The 22,285-nt window shown below is 55.9% G+C and carries 22 protein-coding genes; 3 read left to right on the forward strand and 19 right to left on the reverse strand.

What is annotated here, in order from left to right; all coding sequences use genetic code 11:
- Window positions 1–31: 31 nt before the first annotated feature.
- The 19 genes from TU84_RS23755 to rpmH form a co-directional block, all read right to left on the reverse strand.
- Window positions 32–451: a F0F1 ATP synthase subunit epsilon gene (locus tag TU84_RS23755; protein WP_371928897.1), complete on the reverse strand. Its 420-nt coding sequence runs from the start codon at window positions 449–451 to the stop codon at window positions 32–34.
- A 53-nt stretch (window positions 452–504) separates the two neighbouring features.
- Window positions 505–1,881 carry a F0F1 ATP synthase subunit beta gene (gene atpD, locus TU84_RS23760; RefSeq protein ID WP_017135118.1) on the reverse strand — a complete coding sequence of 459 codons (1,377 nt, stop codon included), beginning with the start codon at window positions 1,879–1,881 and terminating at the stop codon, window positions 505–507.
- A gap of 27 nt (window positions 1,882–1,908) precedes the next feature.
- Window positions 1,909–2,769 (reverse strand): F0F1 ATP synthase subunit gamma, encoded by an 861-nt coding sequence (gene atpG / locus TU84_RS23765; RefSeq protein ID WP_048373555.1) that lies wholly within the window; start codon window positions 2,767–2,769, stop codon window positions 1,909–1,911.
- Window positions 2,770–2,819: 50 nt separating this feature from the next.
- A complete protein-coding gene (atpA, locus tag TU84_RS23770; protein ID WP_048373556.1) occupies window positions 2,820–4,364 on the reverse strand; it encodes a F0F1 ATP synthase subunit alpha in 1,545 nt (514 codons plus the stop codon).
- A gap of 21 nt (window positions 4,365–4,385) precedes the next feature.
- Window positions 4,386–4,922, reverse strand: coding sequence for a F0F1 ATP synthase subunit delta (locus tag TU84_RS23775; RefSeq protein ID WP_048373558.1), 537 nt, complete (start codon window positions 4,920–4,922; stop codon window positions 4,386–4,388).
- Window positions 4,923–4,934: 12 nt separating this feature from the next.
- Window positions 4,935–5,405, reverse strand: a complete 471-nt coding sequence (locus TU84_RS23780) for a F0F1 ATP synthase subunit B (protein ID WP_048373561.1) — start codon at window positions 5,403–5,405, stop codon at window positions 4,935–4,937.
- 57 nt (window positions 5,406–5,462) lie between these two features.
- Window positions 5,463–5,720 (reverse strand): F0F1 ATP synthase subunit C, encoded by a 258-nt coding sequence (atpE, locus tag TU84_RS23785; protein WP_002555987.1) that lies wholly within the window; start codon window positions 5,718–5,720, stop codon window positions 5,463–5,465.
- A 120-nt stretch (window positions 5,721–5,840) separates the two neighbouring features.
- Window positions 5,841–6,710, reverse strand: coding sequence for a F0F1 ATP synthase subunit A (gene atpB / locus TU84_RS23790; protein ID WP_048373563.1), 870 nt, complete (start codon window positions 6,708–6,710; stop codon window positions 5,841–5,843).
- A gap of 16 nt (window positions 6,711–6,726) precedes the next feature.
- Window positions 6,727–7,134: a F0F1 ATP synthase subunit I gene (locus TU84_RS23795; RefSeq protein WP_048373565.1), complete on the reverse strand. Its 408-nt coding sequence runs from the start codon at window positions 7,132–7,134 to the stop codon at window positions 6,727–6,729.
- A gap of 146 nt (window positions 7,135–7,280) precedes the next feature.
- On the reverse strand, window positions 7,281–8,153 hold the full coding sequence (locus TU84_RS23800) for a ParB/RepB/Spo0J family partition protein (RefSeq protein WP_048373567.1): 873 nt from the start codon (window positions 8,151–8,153) through the stop codon (window positions 7,281–7,283).
- Window positions 8,154–8,162: 9 nt separating this feature from the next.
- Window positions 8,163–8,954: a ParA family protein gene (locus TU84_RS23805; RefSeq protein WP_048373569.1), complete on the reverse strand. Its 792-nt coding sequence runs from the start codon at window positions 8,952–8,954 to the stop codon at window positions 8,163–8,165.
- 18 nt (window positions 8,955–8,972) lie between these two features.
- Entirely contained in the window at window positions 8,973–9,617 is a 645-nt protein-coding gene (gene rsmG / locus TU84_RS23810) for a 16S rRNA (guanine(527)-N(7))-methyltransferase RsmG (RefSeq protein WP_048373571.1), read from the reverse strand.
- Window positions 9,614–11,506 carry a tRNA uridine-5-carboxymethylaminomethyl(34) synthesis enzyme MnmG gene (gene mnmG, locus TU84_RS23815; RefSeq protein WP_048373612.1) on the reverse strand — a complete coding sequence of 631 codons (1,893 nt, stop codon included), beginning with the start codon at window positions 11,504–11,506 and terminating at the stop codon, window positions 9,614–9,616. Before mnmG ends, rsmG begins: the two co-directional genes overlap by 4 nt.
- A 505-nt stretch (window positions 11,507–12,011) precedes the next feature.
- On the reverse strand, window positions 12,012–13,628 hold the full coding sequence (locus TU84_RS23820; RefSeq protein WP_048373573.1) for an ABC-F family ATP-binding cassette domain-containing protein: 1,617 nt from the start codon (window positions 13,626–13,628) through the stop codon (window positions 12,012–12,014).
- A gap of 378 nt (window positions 13,629–14,006) precedes the next feature.
- Entirely contained in the window at window positions 14,007–15,374 is a 1,368-nt protein-coding gene (mnmE, locus tag TU84_RS23825) for a tRNA uridine-5-carboxymethylaminomethyl(34) synthesis GTPase MnmE (RefSeq protein WP_048373575.1), read from the reverse strand.
- An 82-nt stretch (window positions 15,375–15,456) separates the two neighbouring features.
- The gene (gene yidC, locus TU84_RS23830) at window positions 15,457–17,142 is read right to left on the reverse strand and encodes a membrane protein insertase YidC (RefSeq protein WP_048373576.1); all 1,686 of its coding nucleotides are present in this window, start codon (window positions 17,140–17,142) and stop codon (window positions 15,457–15,459) included.
- 13 nt (window positions 17,143–17,155) lie between these two features.
- Window positions 17,156–17,389, reverse strand: coding sequence for a membrane protein insertion efficiency factor YidD (yidD, locus tag TU84_RS25830; RefSeq protein WP_082148803.1), 234 nt, complete (start codon window positions 17,387–17,389; stop codon window positions 17,156–17,158).
- Window positions 17,382–17,783 carry a ribonuclease P protein component gene (gene rnpA, locus TU84_RS23835; protein ID WP_206540848.1) on the reverse strand — a complete coding sequence of 134 codons (402 nt, stop codon included), beginning with the start codon at window positions 17,781–17,783 and terminating at the stop codon, window positions 17,382–17,384. The genes yidD and rnpA overlap by 8 nt, the downstream gene beginning before the upstream one ends.
- Window positions 17,784–17,799: 16 nt before the next feature.
- Window positions 17,800–17,934, reverse strand: a complete 135-nt coding sequence (rpmH, locus tag TU84_RS25835) for a 50S ribosomal protein L34 (RefSeq protein WP_003213577.1) — start codon at window positions 17,932–17,934, stop codon at window positions 17,800–17,802.
- Between the two features lie 563 nt (window positions 17,935–18,497).
- Between rpmH and dnaA the strand changes: the two genes are divergently transcribed.
- Genes dnaA through recF form a run of 3 tightly spaced genes read left to right on the forward strand, consistent with a single transcriptional unit; the run spans window position 18,498 to window position 22,282 of the window.
- Complete coding sequence (dnaA, locus tag TU84_RS23840; protein ID WP_048373579.1) at window positions 18,498–20,015, forward strand: chromosomal replication initiator protein DnaA; 1,518 nt, start codon at window positions 18,498–18,500, stop codon at window positions 20,013–20,015.
- Between the two features lie 38 nt (window positions 20,016–20,053).
- Window positions 20,054–21,157 (forward strand): DNA polymerase III subunit beta, encoded by a 1,104-nt coding sequence (gene dnaN / locus TU84_RS23845; protein ID WP_048373581.1) that lies wholly within the window; start codon window positions 20,054–20,056, stop codon window positions 21,155–21,157.
- A 21-nt stretch (window positions 21,158–21,178) separates the two neighbouring features.
- Window positions 21,179–22,282 carry a DNA replication/repair protein RecF gene (recF, locus tag TU84_RS23850; RefSeq protein WP_048373583.1) on the forward strand — a complete coding sequence of 368 codons (1,104 nt, stop codon included), beginning with the start codon at window positions 21,179–21,181 and terminating at the stop codon, window positions 22,280–22,282.
- Window positions 22,283–22,285: the final 3 nt, after the last annotated feature.

Raw genomic sequence — 22,285 nt, forward strand, 5'->3', positions numbered from 1 at the left:
CTTTTTAATCAATCACACAATCAGTAACGGCTTAATTGCCGAACTTCTTGCGGATTTGCTGGACGGTGCGCAGCTGAGCTGCAGCCTCGGCCAGACGTGCGGCAGCAGATCCGTAATCGAAATCTGCGCCTTTTTCGTTCAGGGCCTTCTCGGCAGCCTTAACGGCTTCCTGAGCAGAGGCTTCATCCAGGTCGGCAGCACGTTGCACGGTGTCGGCAAGCACCTTGACCATGTTCGGCTGAACCTCGAGGAAACCACCAGAGATGTAAAACACCTCGGCTTCGCCACCCTGTTTGATCAGGCGGATCGGACCTGGGTTCAGACTGGTGATCAGCGGAGCGTGACCCAGAGCGATACCAAGATCACCCAGTGCACCGTGCGCAATCACCATCTCAACCAGACCGGAAAAGATTTCTCCTTCCGCGCTGACGATATCGCAATGGACTGTCATATTAGCCATCTGATTGCCTCAACCTGATTAGCGCCCGTTTCCGGGCGCCCGAATTACAGTTTCTTGGCTTTCTCGATCGCTTCTTCGATGCCGCCAACCATGTAGAACGCTTGTTCTGGCAGGTGGTCGTAGTCACCGTTGAGGATGCCTTTGAAGCCAGCAATGGTGTCTTTCAGGGAAACGTATTTACCCGAAGCACCGGTGAAGACTTCAGCCACGAAGAACGGCTGCGACAAGAAGCGCTGGATCTTACGAGCACGGTTTACCAACTGCTTGTCGGCTTCCGACAGCTCGTCCATACCCAGGATCGCAATGATGTCCTTCAGTTCTTTGTAACGCTGCAGCACGTACTGAACGCCGCGAGCGGTGTCGTAGTGCTCCTGACCGATCACGTTCGGGTCCAGCTGGCGCGAAGTCGAGTCGAGTGGATCGACCGCTGGGTAGATACCCAGGGAAGCGATGTCACGGGACAGTACGACGGTGGCGTCCAAGTGGGCGAAGGTGGTCGCTGGCGACGGGTCGGTCAAGTCATCCGCAGGTACGTATACCGCTTGGATCGAAGTGATCGAACCTTCCTTGGTCGAAGTGATACGTTCTTGCAGAACGCCCATCTCTTCAGCCAGGGTCGGCTGGTAACCTACTGCCGAAGGCATACGGCCCAGCAGTGCGGATACTTCAGTACCGGCCAGTGTGTAACGGTAGATGTTGTCGACGAACAACAGAACGTCGTTACCTTCGTCACGGAACTTCTCAGCCATGGTCAGGCCAGTCAGTGCTACGCGCAGACGGTTACCCGGCGGCTCGTTCATCTGACCGTAAACCAGCGCTACTTTGTCCAGTACGTTGGAATCCTTCATCTCGTGGTAGAAGTCGTTACCCTCACGAGTACGCTCACCCACACCGGCGAACACGGAATAACCGCTGTGCTCGATGGCGATGTTACGGATCAGTTCCATCATGTTTACGGTTTTGCCTACACCGGCACCACCGAACAGACCTACTTTACCGCCTTTGGCGAACGGGCAAACCAGGTCGATAACCTTGATGCCTGTTTCCAGCAGATCGTTGCCGCCAGCTTGCTCGGCGAACGAAGGTGCTGGACGGTGAATGCCCCAACGCTCTTCGGTGTCGATCGGGCCAGCTTCGTCAATCGGGTTACCCAGTACGTCCATGATCCGGCCCAGGGTCGCTTTACCGACCGGTACGGAGATGGCTGCGCCAGTGTCGACTACGTCCAGACCGCGCTTCAAGCCTTCGGTGGAACCCATCGCAATGGTACGAACTACGCCGTCGCCCAGCTGCTGCTGAACTTCCAGAGTAGTTTCCGCGCCTTGTACTTTCAGCGCGTTGTAGATGCTCGGTACGCTGTCGCGTGGAAATTCCACGTCGATAACGGCGCCGATGATTTGAACGATACGTCCGCTACTCATAGCTGGATCCTCTGAATATTTGAACCGTTAAACCGCGGCAGCGCCGCCGACGATTTCCGAGATCTCTTGGGTGATCGCAGCCTGACGCGCCTTGTTGTAGACCAGCTGCAAATCGCTGATCAGATCACCGGCGTTATCGGTAGCGTTTTTCATCGCGATCATCCGCGCCGCTTGTTCAGCTGCGTTGTTCTCGACCACCGCCTGGTACACCTGCGACTCCACGTAACGCACCATCAAGCCGTCAAGCAGCTCTTTGGCGTCTGGTTCGTAGAGGTAGTCCCAGTGGTGCTTGAGTTCCTGATCCGGGGTCGCCACCAGTGGAATCAATTGCTCCACGGTTGGCTGCTGGGTCATGGTGTTGATGAACTTGTTGGATACCACGGACAGGCGGTCAATCCGGCCTTCCAGGTACGCATCCAGCATCACCTTCACACTGCCGATCAGATCATTGATCGACGGCTCTTCACCCAGGTGGCTGATAGCTGCAACGACGTTACCGCCGAAGTTACGGAAAAAGGCCGCACCCTTGCTACCAACAACACACAGATCAATCTCGACGCCGTTATCGCGGTTTACCGCCATGTCCTTGACCAGGGCCTTGAACAGGTTGGTATTCAAACCACCGCACAAACCACGGTCACTGCTCACAACCACATAACCCACACGCTTAACTGCGCGGTCGATCATGAATGGGTGGCGGTATTCCGGGTTGGCGTTGGCCAAATGCCCAATAACCTGGCGGATGCGCTCCGCATAAGGACGGCTAGCAGCCATGCGCATTTGTGCCTTGCGCATTTTGCTGACCGCCACTTTTTCCATGGCGCTGGTAATTTTTTGCGTGCTTTTGATGCTCGCAATCTTACTGCGAATCTCTTTTGCGCCTGCCATGTAACACCTATCAGGTTAGCAAGCGGGAGCCTTGCGGCTCCCGCTGCGGCTTACCAGGTTTGGGTGGCCTTGAACTTCTCGATACCGGCTTTCAGGCCAGCATCGATTTCGTCATTGAAGTCACCCTTCACGTTGATCTTGGCCAACAAGTCGGCGTGATCGCGGTTGAAGTAAGCAATCAGCGCTTGTTCAAAGCTGCCGACCTTGGCGATTTCGACGTCAGTCAGGAACCCACGCTCAGCGGCATACAGCGACAACGCCATGTCAGCGATCGACATTGGGGCGTATTGCTTCTGCTTCATCAGCTCGGTAACGCGCTGACCATGCTCAAGTTGCTTACGGGTCGCTTCGTCCAGGTCAGAAGCGAACTGGGCGAATGCGGCCAGTTCACGGTACTGAGCCAGAGCGGTACGGATACCACCGGAGAGCTTCTTGATGATCTTGGTCTGAGCGGCACCACCCACACGGGATACCGAAACACCGGCGTTCACTGCAGGGCGGATGCCCGAGTTGAACATGGCCGATTCCAGGAAGATCTGACCGTCGGTGATGGAAATCACGTTGGTCGGAACGAACGCGGAAACGTCGCCAGCTTGAGTTTCGATGATCGGCAATGCGGTCAGGGAACCGGTTTTGCCGGTCACTGCGCCATTGGTGAACTTCTCTACGTAATCTTCCGAAACGCGGGATGCGCGCTCCAGCAGACGGGAGTGGAGATAGAACACGTCGCCTGGGTAAGCTTCACGGCCTGGTGGACGGCGCAGCAGCAGGGAAATCTGGCGGTAAGCCACTGCTTGCTTGGACAGATCGTCATAAACGATCAGCGCGTCTTCACCGCGGTCGCGGAAGAACTCACCCATGGTGCAACCGGCGTAAGGAGCCAGGTATTGCAGCGCAGGCGATTCAGAAGCACTGGCAGCCACGATGATCGTGTTTTTCAGTGCGCCGTTTTCTTCCAGCTTGCGAACCACGTTAGCGATGGTCGATTGCTTCTGACCGATAGCTACGTAGACGCAGAAAATGCCGCTGTCTTTCTGGTTGATGATCGCGTCGATCGCCAGAGCGGTTTTACCGATCTGACGGTCACCGATGATCAGCTCACGCTGGCCACGGCCGACAGGGATCATGGCATCGACAGCCTTGTAGCCAGTCTGTACAGGCTGGTCTACCGACTTACGCCAGATCACGCCTGGAGCAACTTTCTCGACCGCGTCGGTCTCGGTGTTGCCCAGAGGACCTTTGCCGTCAACTGGGTTACCCAGTGCGTCGACTACGCGACCCAGCAGTTCCTTACCAACAGGAACTTCCAGGATGCGGCCGGTGCACTTGGCGCTCATGCCTTCAGCCAGAGACTGGTAAGCGCCCAAAATTACGGCACCTACGGAGTCTTGCTCCAGGTTGAGGGCCATACCGAAGACGCCGCCCGGAAACTCGATCATCTCGCCGGACATTACGTCGGCCAGACCGTGAATCCGCACGATACCGTCAGATACGCTGACGACAGTGCCTTCGTTACGGGCTTGGGAGGTCACATCGAGCTTGTCGATGCGGCCCTTGATAATTTCACTTATTTCGGAAGGATTGAGTTGCTGCATTGCTCTGCTGCCCCTTCAAACTCAAGATTTCAATGCTTCGGCAAGATTCGCGAGTTTGCCGCGAATCGAGCCATCGATAACCAGGTCGCCGGCGCGAATGACAATGCCCCCAATGAGGGACTTGTCTTCCGCAACTTGCAGGCGCACTTCCCGGTCGAGTCGTGCACTGAGAACCTTGGCGAGTTTGTCTTGCTGTTCTTGGTTCAATGCGAAAGCACTGGTCACTTCAACATCTACCGACTTCTCTTGCTCGGCCTTGTACAGGTCAAACAGAGCGGCGATCTCCGGCAGAAGCAGGAGACGGTCGTTTTCTGCAACGACGTGGATGAAGTTCTGCACTTTCACATCAAACTTGTCGCCGCACACGTCAATAAACGTGGCGGCCTTTTCTGCGCTCGTCAGTCGCGGGGCCTTGAGCACGCGCTGCATCGTGTCGTCTTGCGACACCGCTGCAGCCAGGCCGAGCATGGCTGACCAAGAGGCCAGTTGCTGGTGGGCCTGGGCGTGCTCGAAGGCTGCCTTAGCGTAAGGTCGGGCCAACGTGGTCAATTCTGCCATGATCGCCCTCGCTTAAATTTCAGCAGCCAGTTTATTAACCAGCTCCGCGTGCGCGTTTTGATCGATTGTGGCACCCAGGATCTTCTCTGCGCCTTCAACAGCCAAGCCACCCAATTGGGCGCGCAGGGCGTCTTTAACGCTGTTCAGTTCCTGTTCGATCTCGGCCTGAGCCTGAGCCTTCACACGGTCAGCTTCAACGCGAGCCTGTTCACGGGCTTCGTCTACGATCTGAGTACCGCGTTTCTTGGCTTGCTCAATGATTTCAGCTGCTTGAGCCTTAGCTTCGCGCAGTTGTTGACCCGCTTTATCTTGGGCCAACTCCAGGTCACGAGCTGCTCGGTTAGCAGCGTCCAGTCCAGCCGCAATCTTCTTCTGACGTTCTTGCAATGCCGCGATGACCGGAGGCCACACGAACTTCATGCAAAACAGTACAAAAATGAAGAACGCAACGGACTGGCCAATCAGGGTTGCATTAATGTTCACGCCAACACCTCGCTCGTTCGTTGTCCATCACTCTAATCAACTCGAAAATTCGAGTGATTAGCCAGCGAGTTGACCAACGAAAGGGTTCGCGAAAGTGAAGAACAGTGCGATACCAACACCGATCATGGTTACGGCGTCGAGCAGACCGGCAACGATGAACATTTTAACTTGCAGCATTGGAACCATTTCTGGTTGACGCGCAGCGCCTTCCAGGAACTTGCCGCCCAACAGGCCGAAACCAATTGCGGTACCCAGTGCACCCAGGCCGATCAACAGTGCAACAGCGATAGCGGTTAGACCAACTACAGTTTCCATCTTTCCTCCCGACTTTTACGTCGTATGGTTTAGGTTTTTAGATTAAAGCGGTAAAACAAAATCAATTTGCTACACCCTCCCGCCGGAACGGGAGGGGCACCAGACTCGCCGAAACGGGTCTTAGTGGTTCTCTTCGTGCGCCATCGACAAGTAAACGATGGTCAACATCATGAAGATGAACGCTTGCAAGGTGATGATCAGGATGTGGAATACAGCCCACGCCCATTGCAGCACCACGCCCAGACCGCTAAGCCAAAGCAGGCCGCTGCCGAACATTACGGCGATCAGGATAAATACCAGTTCGCCAGCGTACATGTTGCCGAACAGACGCAGTGCCAGCGAGATTGGCTTGGCAACCAGCGTCACGAATTCGAGCAGGAAGTTCACCGGAATCAGCAGCGCTTGAACCAGGATATTCTTGCTGCCGAACGGGTGCAGGGTCAGTTCGCCGATAAAACCGCCGATGCCCTTGATTTTGATGCTGTAGAAGATGATCAACGCGAATACCGACAGGGCCATGCCCAGGGTAGCGTTAGGATCGGTCGTCGGTACGGCACGGAACGGGAAGTGCTCATCGCCAGTGATCAGGATGGCCAACTGTGGAATCCAGTCAACCGGGATCAGGTCGATGACGTTCATCAGGAATACCCAGACGAAAATTGTCAGCGCCAGCGGAGCAATCACGGCGCTACGGCCATGGAAGCTGTCTTTTACGCTGCCATCAACGAATTCCACCAGCACTTCAACGAAGTTCTGCAGTGCGCCTGGTTGACCGGAAGTTGCCTTCTTGGCCGCCATGCGGAAAATGAAGATAAACAGCAAGCCTACGAATACAGACCAGCCGAGGGTATCGACGTGGAATGACCAAAAGCCCATTGCTTTAGCTTCTGCAACGGTGTGAGCAAAGCCCCAGCCGCCATCAGGTAGCTGCCCGAAGGTCAGGTTCTGTAAGTGGTGCTGGATATAGCCCGAAGCGGTTGTTTCTGCCATGGTTGCCTCAAACGCCCTAAGGTCTCGAAAGTGTTGTTCTCATTAGCAGGGGAGCGAACCAGCTGACCAATTGGGTCAACACGAAGACGCCGAATACAGCTAGCGGCGCCAATGGCTTCACACCTGCAAACGTCAGCGCGAACAGCACTGCCGTCAAAATTAATTTGCCCGCCTCGCCAGCGTAAAACGACCGGACGATGGCTTGCGCTGCTCGAGCGCCGGTAAACCGGAAAGCTCTGTGAGCAAAGTACACATTGGGTAGCAAAGCGATCAGGCCTCCGCAGAGTCCTGAGTATCCGGCTACAACTCCATGCCATTGCCAGAGCCCCAGAGCAGCCAGCAATAAAACGACAAATTGAGCCAGCAAAACCGGAAAAACCGCCAAGCGATGGAATGGCAAGCGGTTTGGCGTGCGTGTCTCCATCACAACTGCTCCTCAATGGTCGGCTGCCAAAAGCTAAAACTTGGCATAATTTGTGCCGACAAAATGCGCGCAGAGTATAGGGGCGCTGAAGCCCCTATTCAACTGTCAGGTAGTGATTTCCGACTGCGCGCTACAAAGGAAATGTTTCAGCGGATGTGAGCAAGCACTCCTTGAAGCTCATCAAGGGAGTTGTAACCAATCACTAATTGGCCTTTTCCCTTCTTTCCGTGGCGGATCTGCACCGCAGAGCCTAGGCGCTCGGCCAGACGCTGCTCGAGACGAGTGATATCGGGATCGGCTTTAACCGGTTCAGCAGGCTCTTGTTTACCGCTCAACCACTGACGAACCAAGGCTTCGGTCTGGCGTACGGTCAGACCACGTGCGACAACGTGTCGCGCCCCCTCAACCTGCTTGTTGTCCGGCAAACCGAGCAATGCCCGCGCATGACCCATTTCGAGGTCACCGTGGGACAGCATGGTTTTGATCACTTCGGGCAATGAAATCAACCGCAACAAGTTAGCCACAGACACGCGGGACTTACCCACAGCGTCGGCCACTTGTTGTTGAGTCAGCTGAAACTCTTGCTGCAAGCGTTGCAAGGCAATCGCTTCTTCGATCGGATTCAGGTCTTCACGCTGAATGTTTTCAATCAGCGCCATCGCGATAGCGGTTTCATCCGGCACATCACGCACCATCGCCGGAATGGTGTCTTTACCGGCCTGTTGGCTGGCGCGCCAGCGACGCTCACCGGCAATGATCTCAAAACGGTCGCCGGCGATCGGACGCACCACGATCGGCTGCATCACGCCTTGGGTCTTGATCGAGTTCGCCAGTTCTTCGAGCGCTTGCGGGTCCATGTCGCGACGAGGCTGATATTTGCCGCGCTGGATCAGGTCCAGGGGCAAATGCTGCAGTTCGCTTTGATCGACCTTGACGGCCTGCTCTTCCAGCGAGCTGACCGTAGGACCACTCAGGAGTGCATCCAGTCCACGTCCTAGACCTCGTTTCTTGACGGCCATGGAATATCCTTAAGTTGGCTGAGCAGTGCGGGAGGTGCGACGTTGACGACGAACCAGCTCGCCGGCCAGGGCAAGGTAAGCAATCGCGCCACGGGAGTTTTTATCATAGGCCAATGCAGGCATGCCGTAACTCGGCGCCTCGGCCAGACGAATGTTTCGCGGAATCACCGTGTCGTACAACTGCTCGCCGAAGTGTTCCTTGAGCTGGGCCGACACATCGTTCATCAGGCTCAGGCGCGGGTCGTACATGGTCCGCAGCAGGCCTTCGATTTTCAGGTTCGGATTGAGCAATTCGGCGATGCGCTTGATGTTATCCACAAGGTCGCTCAAGCCTTCAAGGGCGAAGTACTCGCACTGCATGGGGATAATTACCCCGTCGGCAGCCACCAGGGCGTTCAAGGTCAGCATCGACAACGACGGCGGGCAGTCGATCAGGATGTAATCGTAGCTTTCACGCACCGGCGCCAGCGCTGTACGCAGACGGCTTTCTTTCATCTGCATTTCGAGCAGCACGACTTCGGCAGCCGTCAGGTCACGGTTGGCCGGCAACAGCTGGTAACCACCGTGTTCGGAGATGTGCATGGCCTGGGCCAGGTCGCATTCACCGATCAACAGGTCGTAGACCGAATTCTCAAGACCATGTTTATCCACACCGCTGCCCATGGTGGCGTTGCCTTGTGGATCTAGATCGATCAACAGGACGCGCCGCTTGGTCGCGACCAGCGATGCTGCGAGGTTGATACAGGTGGTGGTTTTACCCACACCACCTTTTTGGTTCGCTATTGCGAATACCTTAGCCATTCTTGCTTGCGTTCCCAATCATGCCGTTCGGCGCAGTATCAGCAGATGGCGTTGGCCTTGGCAACCCGGTACGGTCAAGGCGTGTTCGCTATCTAGACGAAAATCAGACGGCAATGCTACCAGCTCATCGGCCGGATGAACGCCCTTCATTGCCAACCAGCGTGTTTCGCTGTTGCCCAAGTGCCGCGTCCAGTTGGTGAAGTTCTCCATGCTGCTGAAAGCCCTGGAAACAATTCCGTTGAACGCCTGCTCAGGCTGGAACTCTTCAACACGGCTGTGGATAACTTGCAGGTTGTCCAGCTTGAGCTCGAGTTTGACCTGGGTCAGAAAGCGGGTTTTCTTGCCGTTGCTGTCCAGGCAGGTTACTTGCGACTCAGGAAACAGGATCGCCAACGGGATACCCGGCATGCCGCCGCCGCTGCCCACGTCCAGCCAACGGCCGTTTTCGATAAACGGCATCACGCTCAGGCTGTCGAGCAAATGACGCGAAACCATCTCGTCGGGGTTACGCACAGCCGTGAGGTTGTAGGCCTTGTTCCATTTTATCAACAGGGCCAGATAGCCCAGCAGTAGGTCATGCTGGGTTTGGGTCAAAGCGACGCCCAGTTGGCGTGCACCTGTTGATAACTCTTCAGCGTGTTGTGCGGTAACCAGCGAACTCAAGCGTTTTGCTCCAACTTGCGGCCAGCGCCGCGTTTTTTCAGGTGAATCATCAACAGGGAAATCGCCGCCGGCGTCACACCGGGTACCCGCGATGCCTGGCCCAGCGTCTCGGGGCGTGTTGCACCGAGCTTGCTCTGGATCTCTTTGGACAACCCGGAAATGGTCGTGTAATCGATATCCACAGGCAGTTTGATATTTTCACTGGCGCGAAGACGCGCAATCTCGTCCTGTTGACGGTCGATGTAGCCCGCGTATTTGGTTTTGATCTCAACCTGTTCAGCGACCAGCGGGTCGCTAGCCCCTTCACCGGTCACTTCGACCAGACCGGCGTAATCGATTTCCGGACGTGTCAGCAAACTGAGCAAATTGTATTCATGGGTCAACGGTGTGCCAAATTTGGCCGCAATCGCTTCACCTTGCTCAGTCCCCGGGCGTACCCAGGTGCTTTTCAGGCGTTGTTCTTCCAGGGCAATGCTTTCGCGCTTGGTGCAGAACGCTGCCCAACGGGCGTCATCGACCAAACCGAGCTCGCGACCTTTTTCGGTCAGGCGCATATCGGCGTTGTCTTCACGCAGGATGAGGCGGTATTCGGCGCGGGAAGTAAACATTCGGTACGGTTCTTGAGTCCCCAGGGTAATCAGGTCATCAACCAATACACCGATGTAGGCTTCATCGCGACGCGGGCACCAGGTCTCTTTGCCCTGTGCGAGCAAGGCTGCGTTGGTTCCGGCGAGCAAACCTTGTGCCCCCGCTTCTTCGTAACCGGTGGTGCCGTTGATTTGCCCGGCAAAGAACAAACCGCCGATCACCTTGGTTTCGAGGCTGTATTTCAGGTCGCGCGGGTCGAAATAATCATATTCGATGGCATAGCCAGGTCGCACGATGTGGGCATTTTCCATACCGCGGATCGACTGCACGAGTTGCAACTGAACATCAAAAGGCAACGAGGTCGAAATACCGTTCGGATACAGCTCATGGGTGTTCAAACCTTCCGGTTCGATAAACACCTGATGGCTTTCCTTGTCAGCAAAACGATGAATCTTGTCTTCAATCGACGGGCAGTAACGTGGGCCAATCCCTTCAATCACACCTGAGTACATCGGCGAACGATCGAGGTTGGACGCAATGATTTCGTGGGTGCGTGCATTGGTATGGGTGATCCAGCAGCTGACTTGAGTCGGGTGCTGTTCTTTGTTGCCCATGAACGACATGACCGGGATCGGCGTATCACCCGGTTGTTCCGTCATCACCGAGAAATCAACCGAACGGCCATCAATGCGTGGCGGGGTGCCGGTTTTCAGGCGACCGACACGCAAAGGCAGTTCACGCAGACGGTGTGCCAGGGCAATCGAAGGTGGATCACCGGCGCGTCCGCCTGAGTAATTCTGCAAACCGATGTGGATAAGTCCCCCCAGGAACGTACCGGTGGTCAAAACCACCGAGTCGGCCAGAAAACGCAGGCCCATCTGGGTCACAACACCGCGTACTTGATCGTTTTCGACAATCAGGTCATCCGCTGCTTGTTGAAATATCCACAGGCTCGGTTGGTTTTCCAGAATTTCGCGTACCACCGACTTGTAAATAGCGCGGTCGGCCTGTGCGCGGGTTGCCCGCACGGCCGGGCCTTTACGGCCATTGAGTACGCGGAACTGGATACCGCTTTTATCCGTTGCGGTCGCCATCGCGCCGCCGAGGGCATCGATTTCTTTAACCAGATGGCTTTTACCAATCCCGCCGATCGCAGGGTTGCAGCTCATATGCCCGAGGGTTTCCACGTTGTGGGTCAACAGCAGGGTTTTTACACCCATGCGTGCTGAAGCAAGTGCAGCCTCGGTTCCGGCGTGACCGCCACCGATGACGATCACTGCAAAACGGGAAGGGAAATTCACCACGCACCTCGTGCCTGTTACTAGGGGTTTTTTGGATAGACCGCGAAGTATAGGGACTTCGCCTTCCTTAAAGAACCCTTTGCACAAAATTTAACCAGCTTGTGGATAAGGCAAGATAGAAAAATAAATAAAGAAGAAATTTATTAAAGCTTTGTTTTTATGTTTATTTCTATAGCGGCACCTTTCTGTGGATAGATTGCTAATAGCCTTATTTTACGTACTGTACAGAGATTCAAAAGTCTGTGGTCATGTGGCCATGAGGGGCGTGAATAAGTGCGTTAAGCCTGTGGGTAAATGATAACGTTATCCACAGGGGGGTTTATCTTCAGTTTTCGAGCCCACTTACCCACTGAGCTAAGGGCCAGTTATACACAGAGCTTATCCGACGAAATCCCCCCTTCAAGGCCAACAAAAAGGCGGCCGAAAGCCGTCTGGATGAACACGTCATCCAGCGGCCAGCAGATTCAACAGGGATAAAGGTGATGAACGGCGGCTTATCGGCTATTCAAACAGGGGTGCTCAACCAGCCGTTGGCACTCGCGATGAGCCTGTGGGTTATTCCAATAGCGTCGAGAAACCTTTGGTCGTGTGAGGTCACAACCAACGTGCCGGTGTACTGATTGAGCATGCTTTCCAGCGCCAGCAAGGACACCAGATCGAGGTGATTGGCGGGCTCATCGAGCAATAACAACTGCGCAGGTTGCTCGGCATAGAACACACAGGCCATTGCCGCCTTCAGCCGTTCACCCCCACTGAGTTGTCCACAAGGGCGATTCACCTGCTCGGCGCCGACCCCTAATTGCGCCAGCCGGGTACGCAATTCACTCTCTGTGAGTTGCCGATTGAGTGCCTGCAATTGCTCCAGCACCGAACATTCAAGGTTAAGCAACGCCAGGTGTTGATCAAGATAAGCTGTTTTCACATGGACATCCGCCTGCCCAGCCAGAGTCTGCACTTGGCCAGCCAACACCTTAAGTACCGTTGATTTACCGCAGCCATTGGGGCCAAGCAAGGCCACCCGCTGGCCCCGACTAAGCGTAAGGCTGAGTGTGCGCAACGGTTCGAGGCCATACGGCAAACGTGCATCGACCAGCTCAGCGATGTGGGCAGCGCTGTGCTGGCTTGTTGAGGGGGCATAGACAAACACGGCCTGCTGCCTTTCAACCTGGCTGGCAGCTTGCCTGACGCGCACCGACAACGCCTCGCGCGCGGCTTGCTGATGTTGCTGGAATTTGCCGCTGCTGTTTTGGCTGCGCTCCTTTTGGCGGCCCAGCAAAATCTTCGCCTGATTACGGGTGCTGGCAGACTTGTTACCCCGCGCCTGCCTGCGTTCAAGCTGTTCAGCCTGCTCGCGCAACCGTTGTTCTTGTCTATTTCGTTCCAGTTTGGCGTGGGCCAGTTGCTGTTCGGCGGCCGATTGCTGCTGGGCTTTGGCCTGTGCATAAAACGAATAACCCCCGCCGTAGCTGGTCAGCCCCAGGGCTGAGAGTTCGAGGATGCGCGTCATCGTCTCCAGCAACTCGCGGTCATGGCTGATCACCAGCAACGCCTTGGGCCAATGGCTGAGTTGCGCCTGCAGTGCCAAACGTTGCTCACGGTCCAGATGATTGGTCGGCTCATCCAGAATCAGCAGCTCGGCTTCTGACATAAACGCCCCCATCAGCGCGACACGCATGGCTTCGCCGCCACTGAGCCGTGAGGTCGGGGTTGAAGGCGTGAGGTGCTCGAGGTTGTTGTGGGCCAGTTGGTCGAGTAACTGCTGGCGAATGTTCCACTGCTCGCCCACCGCGTCAAAGTCGGCTGGTGCGGTACTGCCCTGCTCGATGCGTTCCAGCGCGTTGATGATGGGTTGCACACCGGCCAGATCAGCGACCGTCTGCCCGGGGGCATGGGTGATGTGCTGCGCCAGGTAATAAACCTTTGCGGTGCGCAGGCAGCGCCCAGCGGTAGGAGCAATATCCCCGGCAATCAGACGAGCCAATACACTTTTACCCACACCATTACGCCCCACCAGGCCGGTGTGGCGTTGATCGAGATGCAGGTTGAGATCAGAAAACAGCGGGCTGCCATCGGGCAGCTGATAAGAAACGCCTTCCAGCGTTACACAGGTCGCGTGGGTCATACGCACTCCAGAGATGCACAGATCTACCCCCTGTTGCAGGGGAATCAAGAACTGGCCGCAAGATTTGCGGCGGCATCAATGGCGCATTGGACTAATACCTGTAGGAGACGAACTTGTCTCGTGACCTTTTAACAGATCAAAAGATCGCCAGGCAAGCTCGCTCCTATCAAACACAACATAAGTTATTGATTCTAAATACCTTGTAGGAGCGAGCTTGCTCGCGATCTTTTGATCTTGATCTAAGAGCCCCCCTCACCCTAGCCCTCTCCCGAAGGAGAGGGAACCGATTGGGGGATGCTGAAGATATTCGGTGGCCTGTTTGCTGCGCGACAGCGCGGCGTCGAAGACGGGGCGGCAACTCCTACGGGTTGCTAGGCATTATTTCCCGATACAGAAGCTGGAGAAGATCCGCCCCAGCAGATCATCCGAGCTGAATGCCCCGGTAATCTCGCCCAGCGATTGCTGCGCCATGCGCAAATCTTCGGCCAGCAATTCACCGGCGCCCGCCAGCGTCAGCTGTGCCCGGCCATGCTCAAGGGCATCGCTGGCGTGCTGCAACGCCTCCAGGTGACGACGACGTGCGCTGAAGCTGCTTTCAGAGGTTTGCTCGTATCCCATGCAGGCCTTGAGGTGCTCACGCAGCAAATCCAGACCGTCCGTCGATCGGGCGCTAAGGCTGATCGTGACATGGCCATCGGCGCTCACTTCAAGGCTCACCGCTTCACCGCTGAGGTCCGCCTTGTTACGAATCAAGGTGACTTTGGCCGGGTCCGGGCGCTGCTCCAAAAACTCGGGCCACAACGCGAAGGGGTCATCCGCTTCCGGTGCCGTCGCATCCACCACCAGCAACACGCGATCCGCCTCACCAATGGCTTTGAGGGCTCGCTGCACGCCGATTTTCTCGACCTGATCTTCGGTATCCCGTAGTCCTGCTGTATCCACCACATGCAGGGGCATGCCGTCGATGTGGATATGTTCACGCAGCACGTCGCGGGTCGTACCGGCGATCTCCGTCACAATGGCTGCTTCACGGCCGGCCAGCGCGTTGAGCAAACTGGACTTGCCTGCATTGGGCCGACCGGCAATGACCACCGTCATGCCATCGCGCAGCAAGGCGCCCTGACCGGCTTCGCGCTTAACGGTGGATAACTCTTCGCGGACTTTATCGAGCATGCGCAATACGTGGCCATCGGCCAGAAAGTCGATTTCTTCCTCCGGGAAGTCAATCGCTGCCTCGACGTAGATGCGCAAACTGATGAGCTGCTCAGTCAAGTTATGCACACGGTGTGAGAAAGCCCCCTGCAAAGACCGTAATGCGTTGCGCGCAGCCTGTGCAGAACTTGCTTCAATGAGGTCGGCAATGGCCTCGGCCTGAGCCAGATCGAGCTTGTCGTTTAAAAACGCGCGCTCACTGAATTCGCCTGGTCGTGCCAGACGGCAACCCAGCTCGATGCAGCGTTGCAGCAGCATATCGAGCACGATCGGCCCACCGTGACCTTGCAACTCCAGCACATCTTCGCCGGTGAACGAGTTTGGGCCCGGGAAATACAGCGCAATGCCTTCATCCAAAACTTCACCGTTTTCACCATAAAACGGTCCGTAATGGGCGTAGCGCGGTTTCAGTTCGCGCTCAGTGAACGCTTGCGCCGCCGCCCGGGCGAGTGGCCCGGAAACACGCACGATCCCCACACCACTTCGGCCTTGGGCGGTTGCCACAGCAGCAATGGTTTGTGCCGGAACACTCATAAAAACAGGCCTCAAAAACAAAAGTGACAGATAGCAAAACGCCCCACTAGGGGGCGTTTTGAGTGGTGATTAACAGAGTAAGTTAAGCAGCTGCTTTTTTGGTAGCGGCTTCGATCTTACGTGTGATGTACCACTGTTGAGCGATGGACAGGCAGTTGTTCACAACCCAGTACAGCACCAGACCAGCTGGGAACCACAGGAAGAAGAAGGTGAAGATGATTGGCATCAACTTCATCACCTTGGCCTGCATCGGATCCGGAGGTGTCGGGTTCAGACGCTGCTGGATGAACATGGTTGCGCCCATGATGATCGGCAGAATGAAGAACGGGTCTTTAATCGACAAGTCGGTAATCCAGAGCATGAAAGGCGCTTGACGCATTTCAACACTTTCCAGAAGTACCCAGTACAAGGACAGGAACACCGGCATCTGCACCAGGATCGGCAAGCAGCCGCCCAGTGGATTGATCTTCTCTTTCTTGTACAGCTCCATCATCGCTTGCGACATTTTCTGGCGATCATCACCGAACTGCTCTTTCAGAGCGGCCAGTTTTGGTGCCACAGCGCGCATGCGAGCCATCGATTTGTAGCTGGCGGCCGACAGCGGGAAGAAGATCCCTTTGATCAGCATGGTCAGGAAGATAATCGACCAGCCCCAGTTACCCACCAGGCTGTGGATATGTTGCAGCAACCAGAAGATTGGCTGGGCAATGAACCACAGAATGCCGTAGTCGACAGTCAGCTCCAGGCCTGGGGACAACTCTTTGAGTACACCCTGGCTCTTTGGACCTGCGTACAAGGTAGCGCTGGTTTCACCTGTTTTGCCCGGCTCAACCGTCAAGGTAGGGCCAGTGAAACCGATGATGTAGTTACCTTGATTGTCTTTGCGGGTCTGTACGACGTTGTTATCGCCTTTCTGAGGGATCCACGCGGTTACAAAGTAGTGCTGCAGCCATGCAACCCAACCACCTTGAACGGTTTCTTTCAGCGAACCCTTGTCGATATCTTTCATCGACACTTTTTTGTACGGTTCTGCACTTGTCCACAGGGCGGCGCCCAGGTAAGTGGCAGTACCGGTGGCGGTGCTGGAAGAAGGATCAGAGCTGGCGTCGCGTTTCAATTGCGCGAACAGGTTGCCGGTCCACGGCTTGCCACTCTCGTTATCAATCAAATAACTGACTTGAACATCGTACAGGCCACGTTTGAACGTGAAACGCTTGATGTAATTAACGCCGTCTTCGCTGAATTTCAGGTCAACAACCAATTGATCCTGGCCAGGAGCCAGTTCATAGGTCTTTTTATCCACACTGAAAACCGGACGACCGGCGGCACGTGCATCCGGACCGTCAACGCCAGTCAGGCCACTTTGTGCCAGATAAGTACGCTCGCCGCCGTTATCGAACAGCTGGAAAGGCACATCCGGGTGGTCCTGGCGACGTGGATAAAGCGGCAGACGCAGTTGGGCAACGTCACCACCCTGTGGATCAATTGCAATATCCAGTACGTCGGTTTTGACGTGAATCAGGTCTTTGCTTGCAGCCACCGGCGTTTCTGTTGGTGTGTTGGTGTCGGCATTGGCACTGGGTACATCGGCACTGTTCGAAGCGTTGTTACCTGGCACCGAGTCAGGCAAACCCTGCGCGGTATTACTGCTGGCGGCAACATTCTGAGTCGGCAGGGCAGCTTGGCCGTAATCCTGGTTCCATTTCAGAACCATAACGTAGGACACGACTGCGAGAGCGACGATCAGGATCGTGCGTTTAATATCCATGATTACTCGGCCATCAAGAAGAACGGGAGGTAGGGATAGGTGGAACCGGGTCGTAACCACCGGGATTCCACGGGTGACAGCGACCTAAACGACGAAAGGTCAGCCAGCCGCCGCGAAGAACGCCATGAGTTTCGATGGCTTCCAACGCGTAGCAGGAACAACTGGGGTAGAAACGGCAGTGATTTGCCATCAAAGGACTAATGGCATAACGGTAAAACTGGATCGGAACGAGCGCCAGTTTACGCATCAGGACTGCCTACCCCTACAGTTTCGGTTTTAACAGATGGAGCTGGCGTGTTACGGGCCAGACGTTTCCACAGTTTGCCGAAATGCTGAATCAATTCGGGGTTCTCTACGTCACCCAAACCTTTGCGCGCGACGATAACGATATCCCAACCAACCAGTAGATCCTGGTGGAGACGAAACGATTCACGCATCAAACGCTTAAGGCGATTGCGCTGAACGGAGAGCTTTACGCTCTTTTTCCCGATCACTAACCCCAAACGGGGGTGATCAAGATCGTTGCTGCGCGCAAGGAGCAGGAGATTTTTCCCCGGAACCTTGCCGGTGGGGGAGTCAAAGACTGCCTTGAAGTGTCGGGGAGTGAGTAACCGCTTTTCCCGACTGAAGTCCTGACTCACCACCATTGTCTGATTATCAAACTGCCAGACGCGCACGGCCTTTGGCGCGGCGACGCGACAGGACTGCACGGCCGTTTTTAGTAGCCATGCGAGCACGGAAACCGTGAGTGCGGGCGCGTTTGATAGTGCTTGGTTGGAAAGTACGTTTCATGTCGTGCTACCTGGTTCGTCCACAACGGGCCGGAATGGCCCCCGTTTTAAGAGACCGGCGATTCTAGTGAATGCAGGCCCATAGGTCAATTTCCAACCAACGTTGACGGCTAAATAGATACCAACGGTTGTGCACACGCATTTGTTCAGCCAGTCATAAAAATAAAAAGACAGCGTATTTAAAGCTTTTTTAAAGATGTTATTAACTTTAGTGAGCCACTTATCTGTGGATAACTCGATACAGCCCTTAAAAATCATGGCCTACAGAGAATGACAACACTGTCGAGAAGCCGTGCTCTGCCTGTGCTGCGACCTCGGATAAGCTGTGTACGAAAGGCCTCTTTATCCACAGGCCAGTTATGCACAGTGTTTCACCCCCACTTGTACAACGAGCTTAGACCCGCTTATCCACAGACCTTATGCACATACCATTGGTCGCTTTGTTAACAGTAAAAAGACCTCGTTCTCCTTATAGGCAGGCAACCTACATGTGGATAAGTGGGCGAGTGGTCGCTACAATGGCGCCTGTTTTTGCCTCACCGGCTTTCAACTTAGGGGATATCCGTGTCAGTGGAACTTTGGCAGCAGTGCGTAGAGCTTTTGCGCGATGAGCTGCCTGCCCAGCAATTCAACACCTGGATCCGTCCACTACAGGTCGAAGCCGAAGGCGACGAGTTGCGCGTGTATGCGCCTAATCGTTTTGTGCTCGACTGGGTTAACGAGAAGTACCTGAGCCGTTTGCTTGAACTGCTGAACGAGCACAGCAATGGCATGGCGCCTGCGCTGTCCTTATTAATAGGCAGCAAACGCAGCTCGGCACCTCGTGCTGCGCCGAATGCGCCATTGGCCGCAGCGGCTTCGCAACAGCAAGCCGCGCCTGCGCCAGCACCCAGCGCACCGGCAAGTGCCACGCCCGCACCGGCGCCCGCCCCTAAACAGGCGGACCAGGCGAGCGAAGAGCCTTCGCGTGACAGCTTCGACCCGATGGCGGGTGCCAGTTCGCAACAGGCGCCAGCCCGTGCCGAACAGCGCACCGTCCAGGTTGAAGGCGCGCTCAAGCACACCAGCTACCTGAACCGCACGTTCACCTTCGAGAACTTCGTCGAGGGCAAGTCCAACCAACTGGCCCGTGCGGCGGCGTGGCAAGTGGCCGACAACCCCAAGCATGGCTACAACCCGCTCTTCCTTTATGGCGGCGTTGGTCTGGGTAAAACGCACTTGATGCACGCGGTGGGCAACCACCTGCTGAAGAAGAACCCGAATGCCAAGGTGGTGTACCTGCATTCCGAGCGTTTTGTAGCCGACATGGTCAAGGCCCTGCAGCTCAACGCTATCAATGAGTTCAAGCGCTTCTACCGTTCGGTCGACGCCCTGCTCATCGATGACATTCAATTCTTTGCACGCAAAGAGCGTTCTCAGGAAGAGTTCTTCCACACCTTCAACGCCTTGCTTGAAGGCGGTCAGCAAGTGATTCTGACCAGCGACCGCTACCCTAAAGAGATCGAAGGGCTCGAAGAGCGTCTCAAATCCCGCTTCGGCTGGGGTTTGACCGTGGCCGTTGAGCCACCAGAGCTTGAAACGCGCGTCGCGATCTTGATGAAAAAGGCAGACCAGGCCAAGGTCGACCTGCCTCACGATGCTGCCTTCTTTATTGCCCAACGCATTCGTTCCAACGTGCGTGAGCTCGAAGGCGCGCTCAAGCGGGTTATTGCCCACTCGCACTTTATGGGCCGCGACATCACCATCGAGCTGATTCGCGAGTCCCTCAAAGACTTGCTGGCGCTGCAAGACAAACTGGTCTCTGTGGATAACATTCAGCGTACTGTGGCTGAGTACTACAAGATCAAAATTTCGGACTTGCTGTCCAAGCGCCGTTCACGCTCGGTGGCCCGCCCTCGCCAAGTGGCCATGGCACTGTCCAAAGAGCTGACCAACCACAGCCTGCCGGAAATCGGCGATGTGTTTGGTGGCCGCGACCACACCACGGTCTTGCACGCATGCCGCAAGATCAACGAACTCAAGGAATCCGACGCGGACATCCGCGAGGACTACAAGAACCTGCTGCGAACCCTGACAACCTGATGACACCAACGCAGCTTATTAAGGCAAGGGACTAGACCATGCATTTCACCATTCAACGCGAAGCCTTGTTGAAACCCCTGCAACTGGTCGCGGGCGTTGTAGAACGCCGCCAGACCTTGCCGGTATTGTCCAACGTGCTGTTGGTTGTCGAAGGCCAGCAATTGTCGCTGACCGGTACCGACCTTGAGGTCGAACTGGTCGGTCGCGTTCAGCTCGAAGAGCCGGCTGAACCCGGCGAGATCACCGTGCCTGCGCGCAAGCTGATGGACATCTGCAAAAGCTTGCCCAACGACGCCCTGATCGACATCAAGCTCGACGATCAAAAACTGGTGGTTAAAGCGGGCCGTAGCCGCTTTACCCTGTCCACCTTGCCTGCCAATGACTTCCCGACCGTTGAAGAAGGCCCGGGCTCGCTGACTTGCAGCCTGCAACAAAGCAAGCTGCGCCGCCTGATCGAGCGCACCAGCTTTGCCATGGCCCAGCAGGACGTTCGTTACTACCTCAACGGCATGTTGCTGGAAGTCTCGGCCGGTATCATTCGCGCAGTGGCTACCGACGGTCACCGTCTGGCCATGTGCTCGATGAAAGCCGATATCGGCCAGCCAGACCGCCATCAAGTGATCGTGCCGCGTAAAGGCATCCTTGAAATGGCGCGTTTGCTGACCGAACCGGACGGTGAAGTCAGCATCGTGTTGGGCGCACACCACATCCGTGCGACCACCGGCGAGTTCACCTTCACCTCCAAGCTGGTAGACGGCAAGTTCCCGGATTACGAGCGTGTACTGCCTAAAGGCGGTGACAAGGTGGTGATCGGTGACCGTCAGGCCCTGCGTGAAGCGTTCAGCCGTACCGCCATTCTGTCCAACGAGAAGTACCGCGGTATTCGTCTGCAACTGGCTAATGGCCAATTGAAGATCCAGGCCAACAACCCGGAGCAGGAAGAAGCGGAAGAAGAAGTGGGCGTTGATTACAACGGCGGCTCGCTCGAAATCGGTTTCAACGTGAGCTACCTGCTGGACGTGCTGGGCGTGATGACCACTGAACAAGTGCGTTTGATCCTGTCGGACTCCAACAGCAGCGCCCTGGTGCAAGAGTCGGACAACGACGACTCGGCCTACGTTGTTATGCCGATGCGCCTGTAACTTATGCACAGCCCACGCTAGATGTCCCTTAGTCGCGTCTCTGTCACCGGTGTGCGTAACCTGCACCCGGTGACCTTCTCCCCCTCCCCCCGCATCAATATCCTGTATGGCGCCAACGGCAGCGGAAAAACCAGCGTGCTGGAAGCAGTCCATTTACTGGGGCTTGCCCGTTCGTTTCGCAGTACCCGGCTAACGCCGGTCATTCAGCATGAACTGCAAAGCTGCACCGTGTTTGGCCAGGTCGAACTGGCCGAAGGCGGGCACAGTGCGTTGGGTATTTCGCGGGACCGTAATGGAGAGTTCCAGATTCGGATCGACGGTCAAAATGCGCGCAGTGCCGCGCAGCTGGCCGAGATCCTGCCCCTGCAATTGATCAACCCTGACAGCTTCCGTCTACTGGAAGGCGCCCCAAAGATCCGTAGGCAGTTTCTCGACTGGGGGGTGTTCCATGTGGAGCCGCGCTTTATGTCGACCTGGCAGCGGCTACAGAAGGCCCTGCGGCAGCGGAACTCATGGCTGCGGCATGGTACACTCGACGCCGTTTCACAAGCGGCCTGGGACCGGGAACTGTGTCTGGCCAGTGCTGAAATTGATGAATACCGCCGCGCTTACATCAAGGCCTTGAAACCTGTCTTTGAGCAGACCTTAAGTGAGTTGCTTGAACTCGAAGGCTTAACGCTGAGTTATTACCGTGGCTGGGACAAAGACCGAGAGCTGAGTGCTGTACTCGCTGCGTCTGTCCACCGGGACCAGCAAATGGGGCATACCCAAGCCGGACCACAACGAGCTGACTTGCGCCTCAAGCTAGGTGCCAATAACGCGGCAGACATCCTGTCACGTGGTCAGCAGAAGTTAGTGGTCTGTGCATTGCGCATTGCCCAAGGGCATTTGGTGAGCCAGGCCCGGCGTGGCCAATGTATTTATCTGGTGGATGACTTGCCGTCCGAACTGGATGAGCAGCATCGCAACGCACTGTGTCGCTTGTTGGAAGACTTACGCTGCCAGGTTTTTATCACCTGTGTAGACCACGAATTTATGAGGGAAGGCTGGCAGACGGAAACGCCAGTTGCCCTGTTCCACGTGGAACAGGGCTGTATCACCCAGACCCACGACCATCGGGAGTGAAGG

Origin of the sequence: Pseudomonas helleri (assembly GCF_001043025.1) — a bacterium.
GTDB lineage: Bacteria > Pseudomonadota > Gammaproteobacteria > Pseudomonadales > Pseudomonadaceae > Aquipseudomonas > Aquipseudomonas helleri.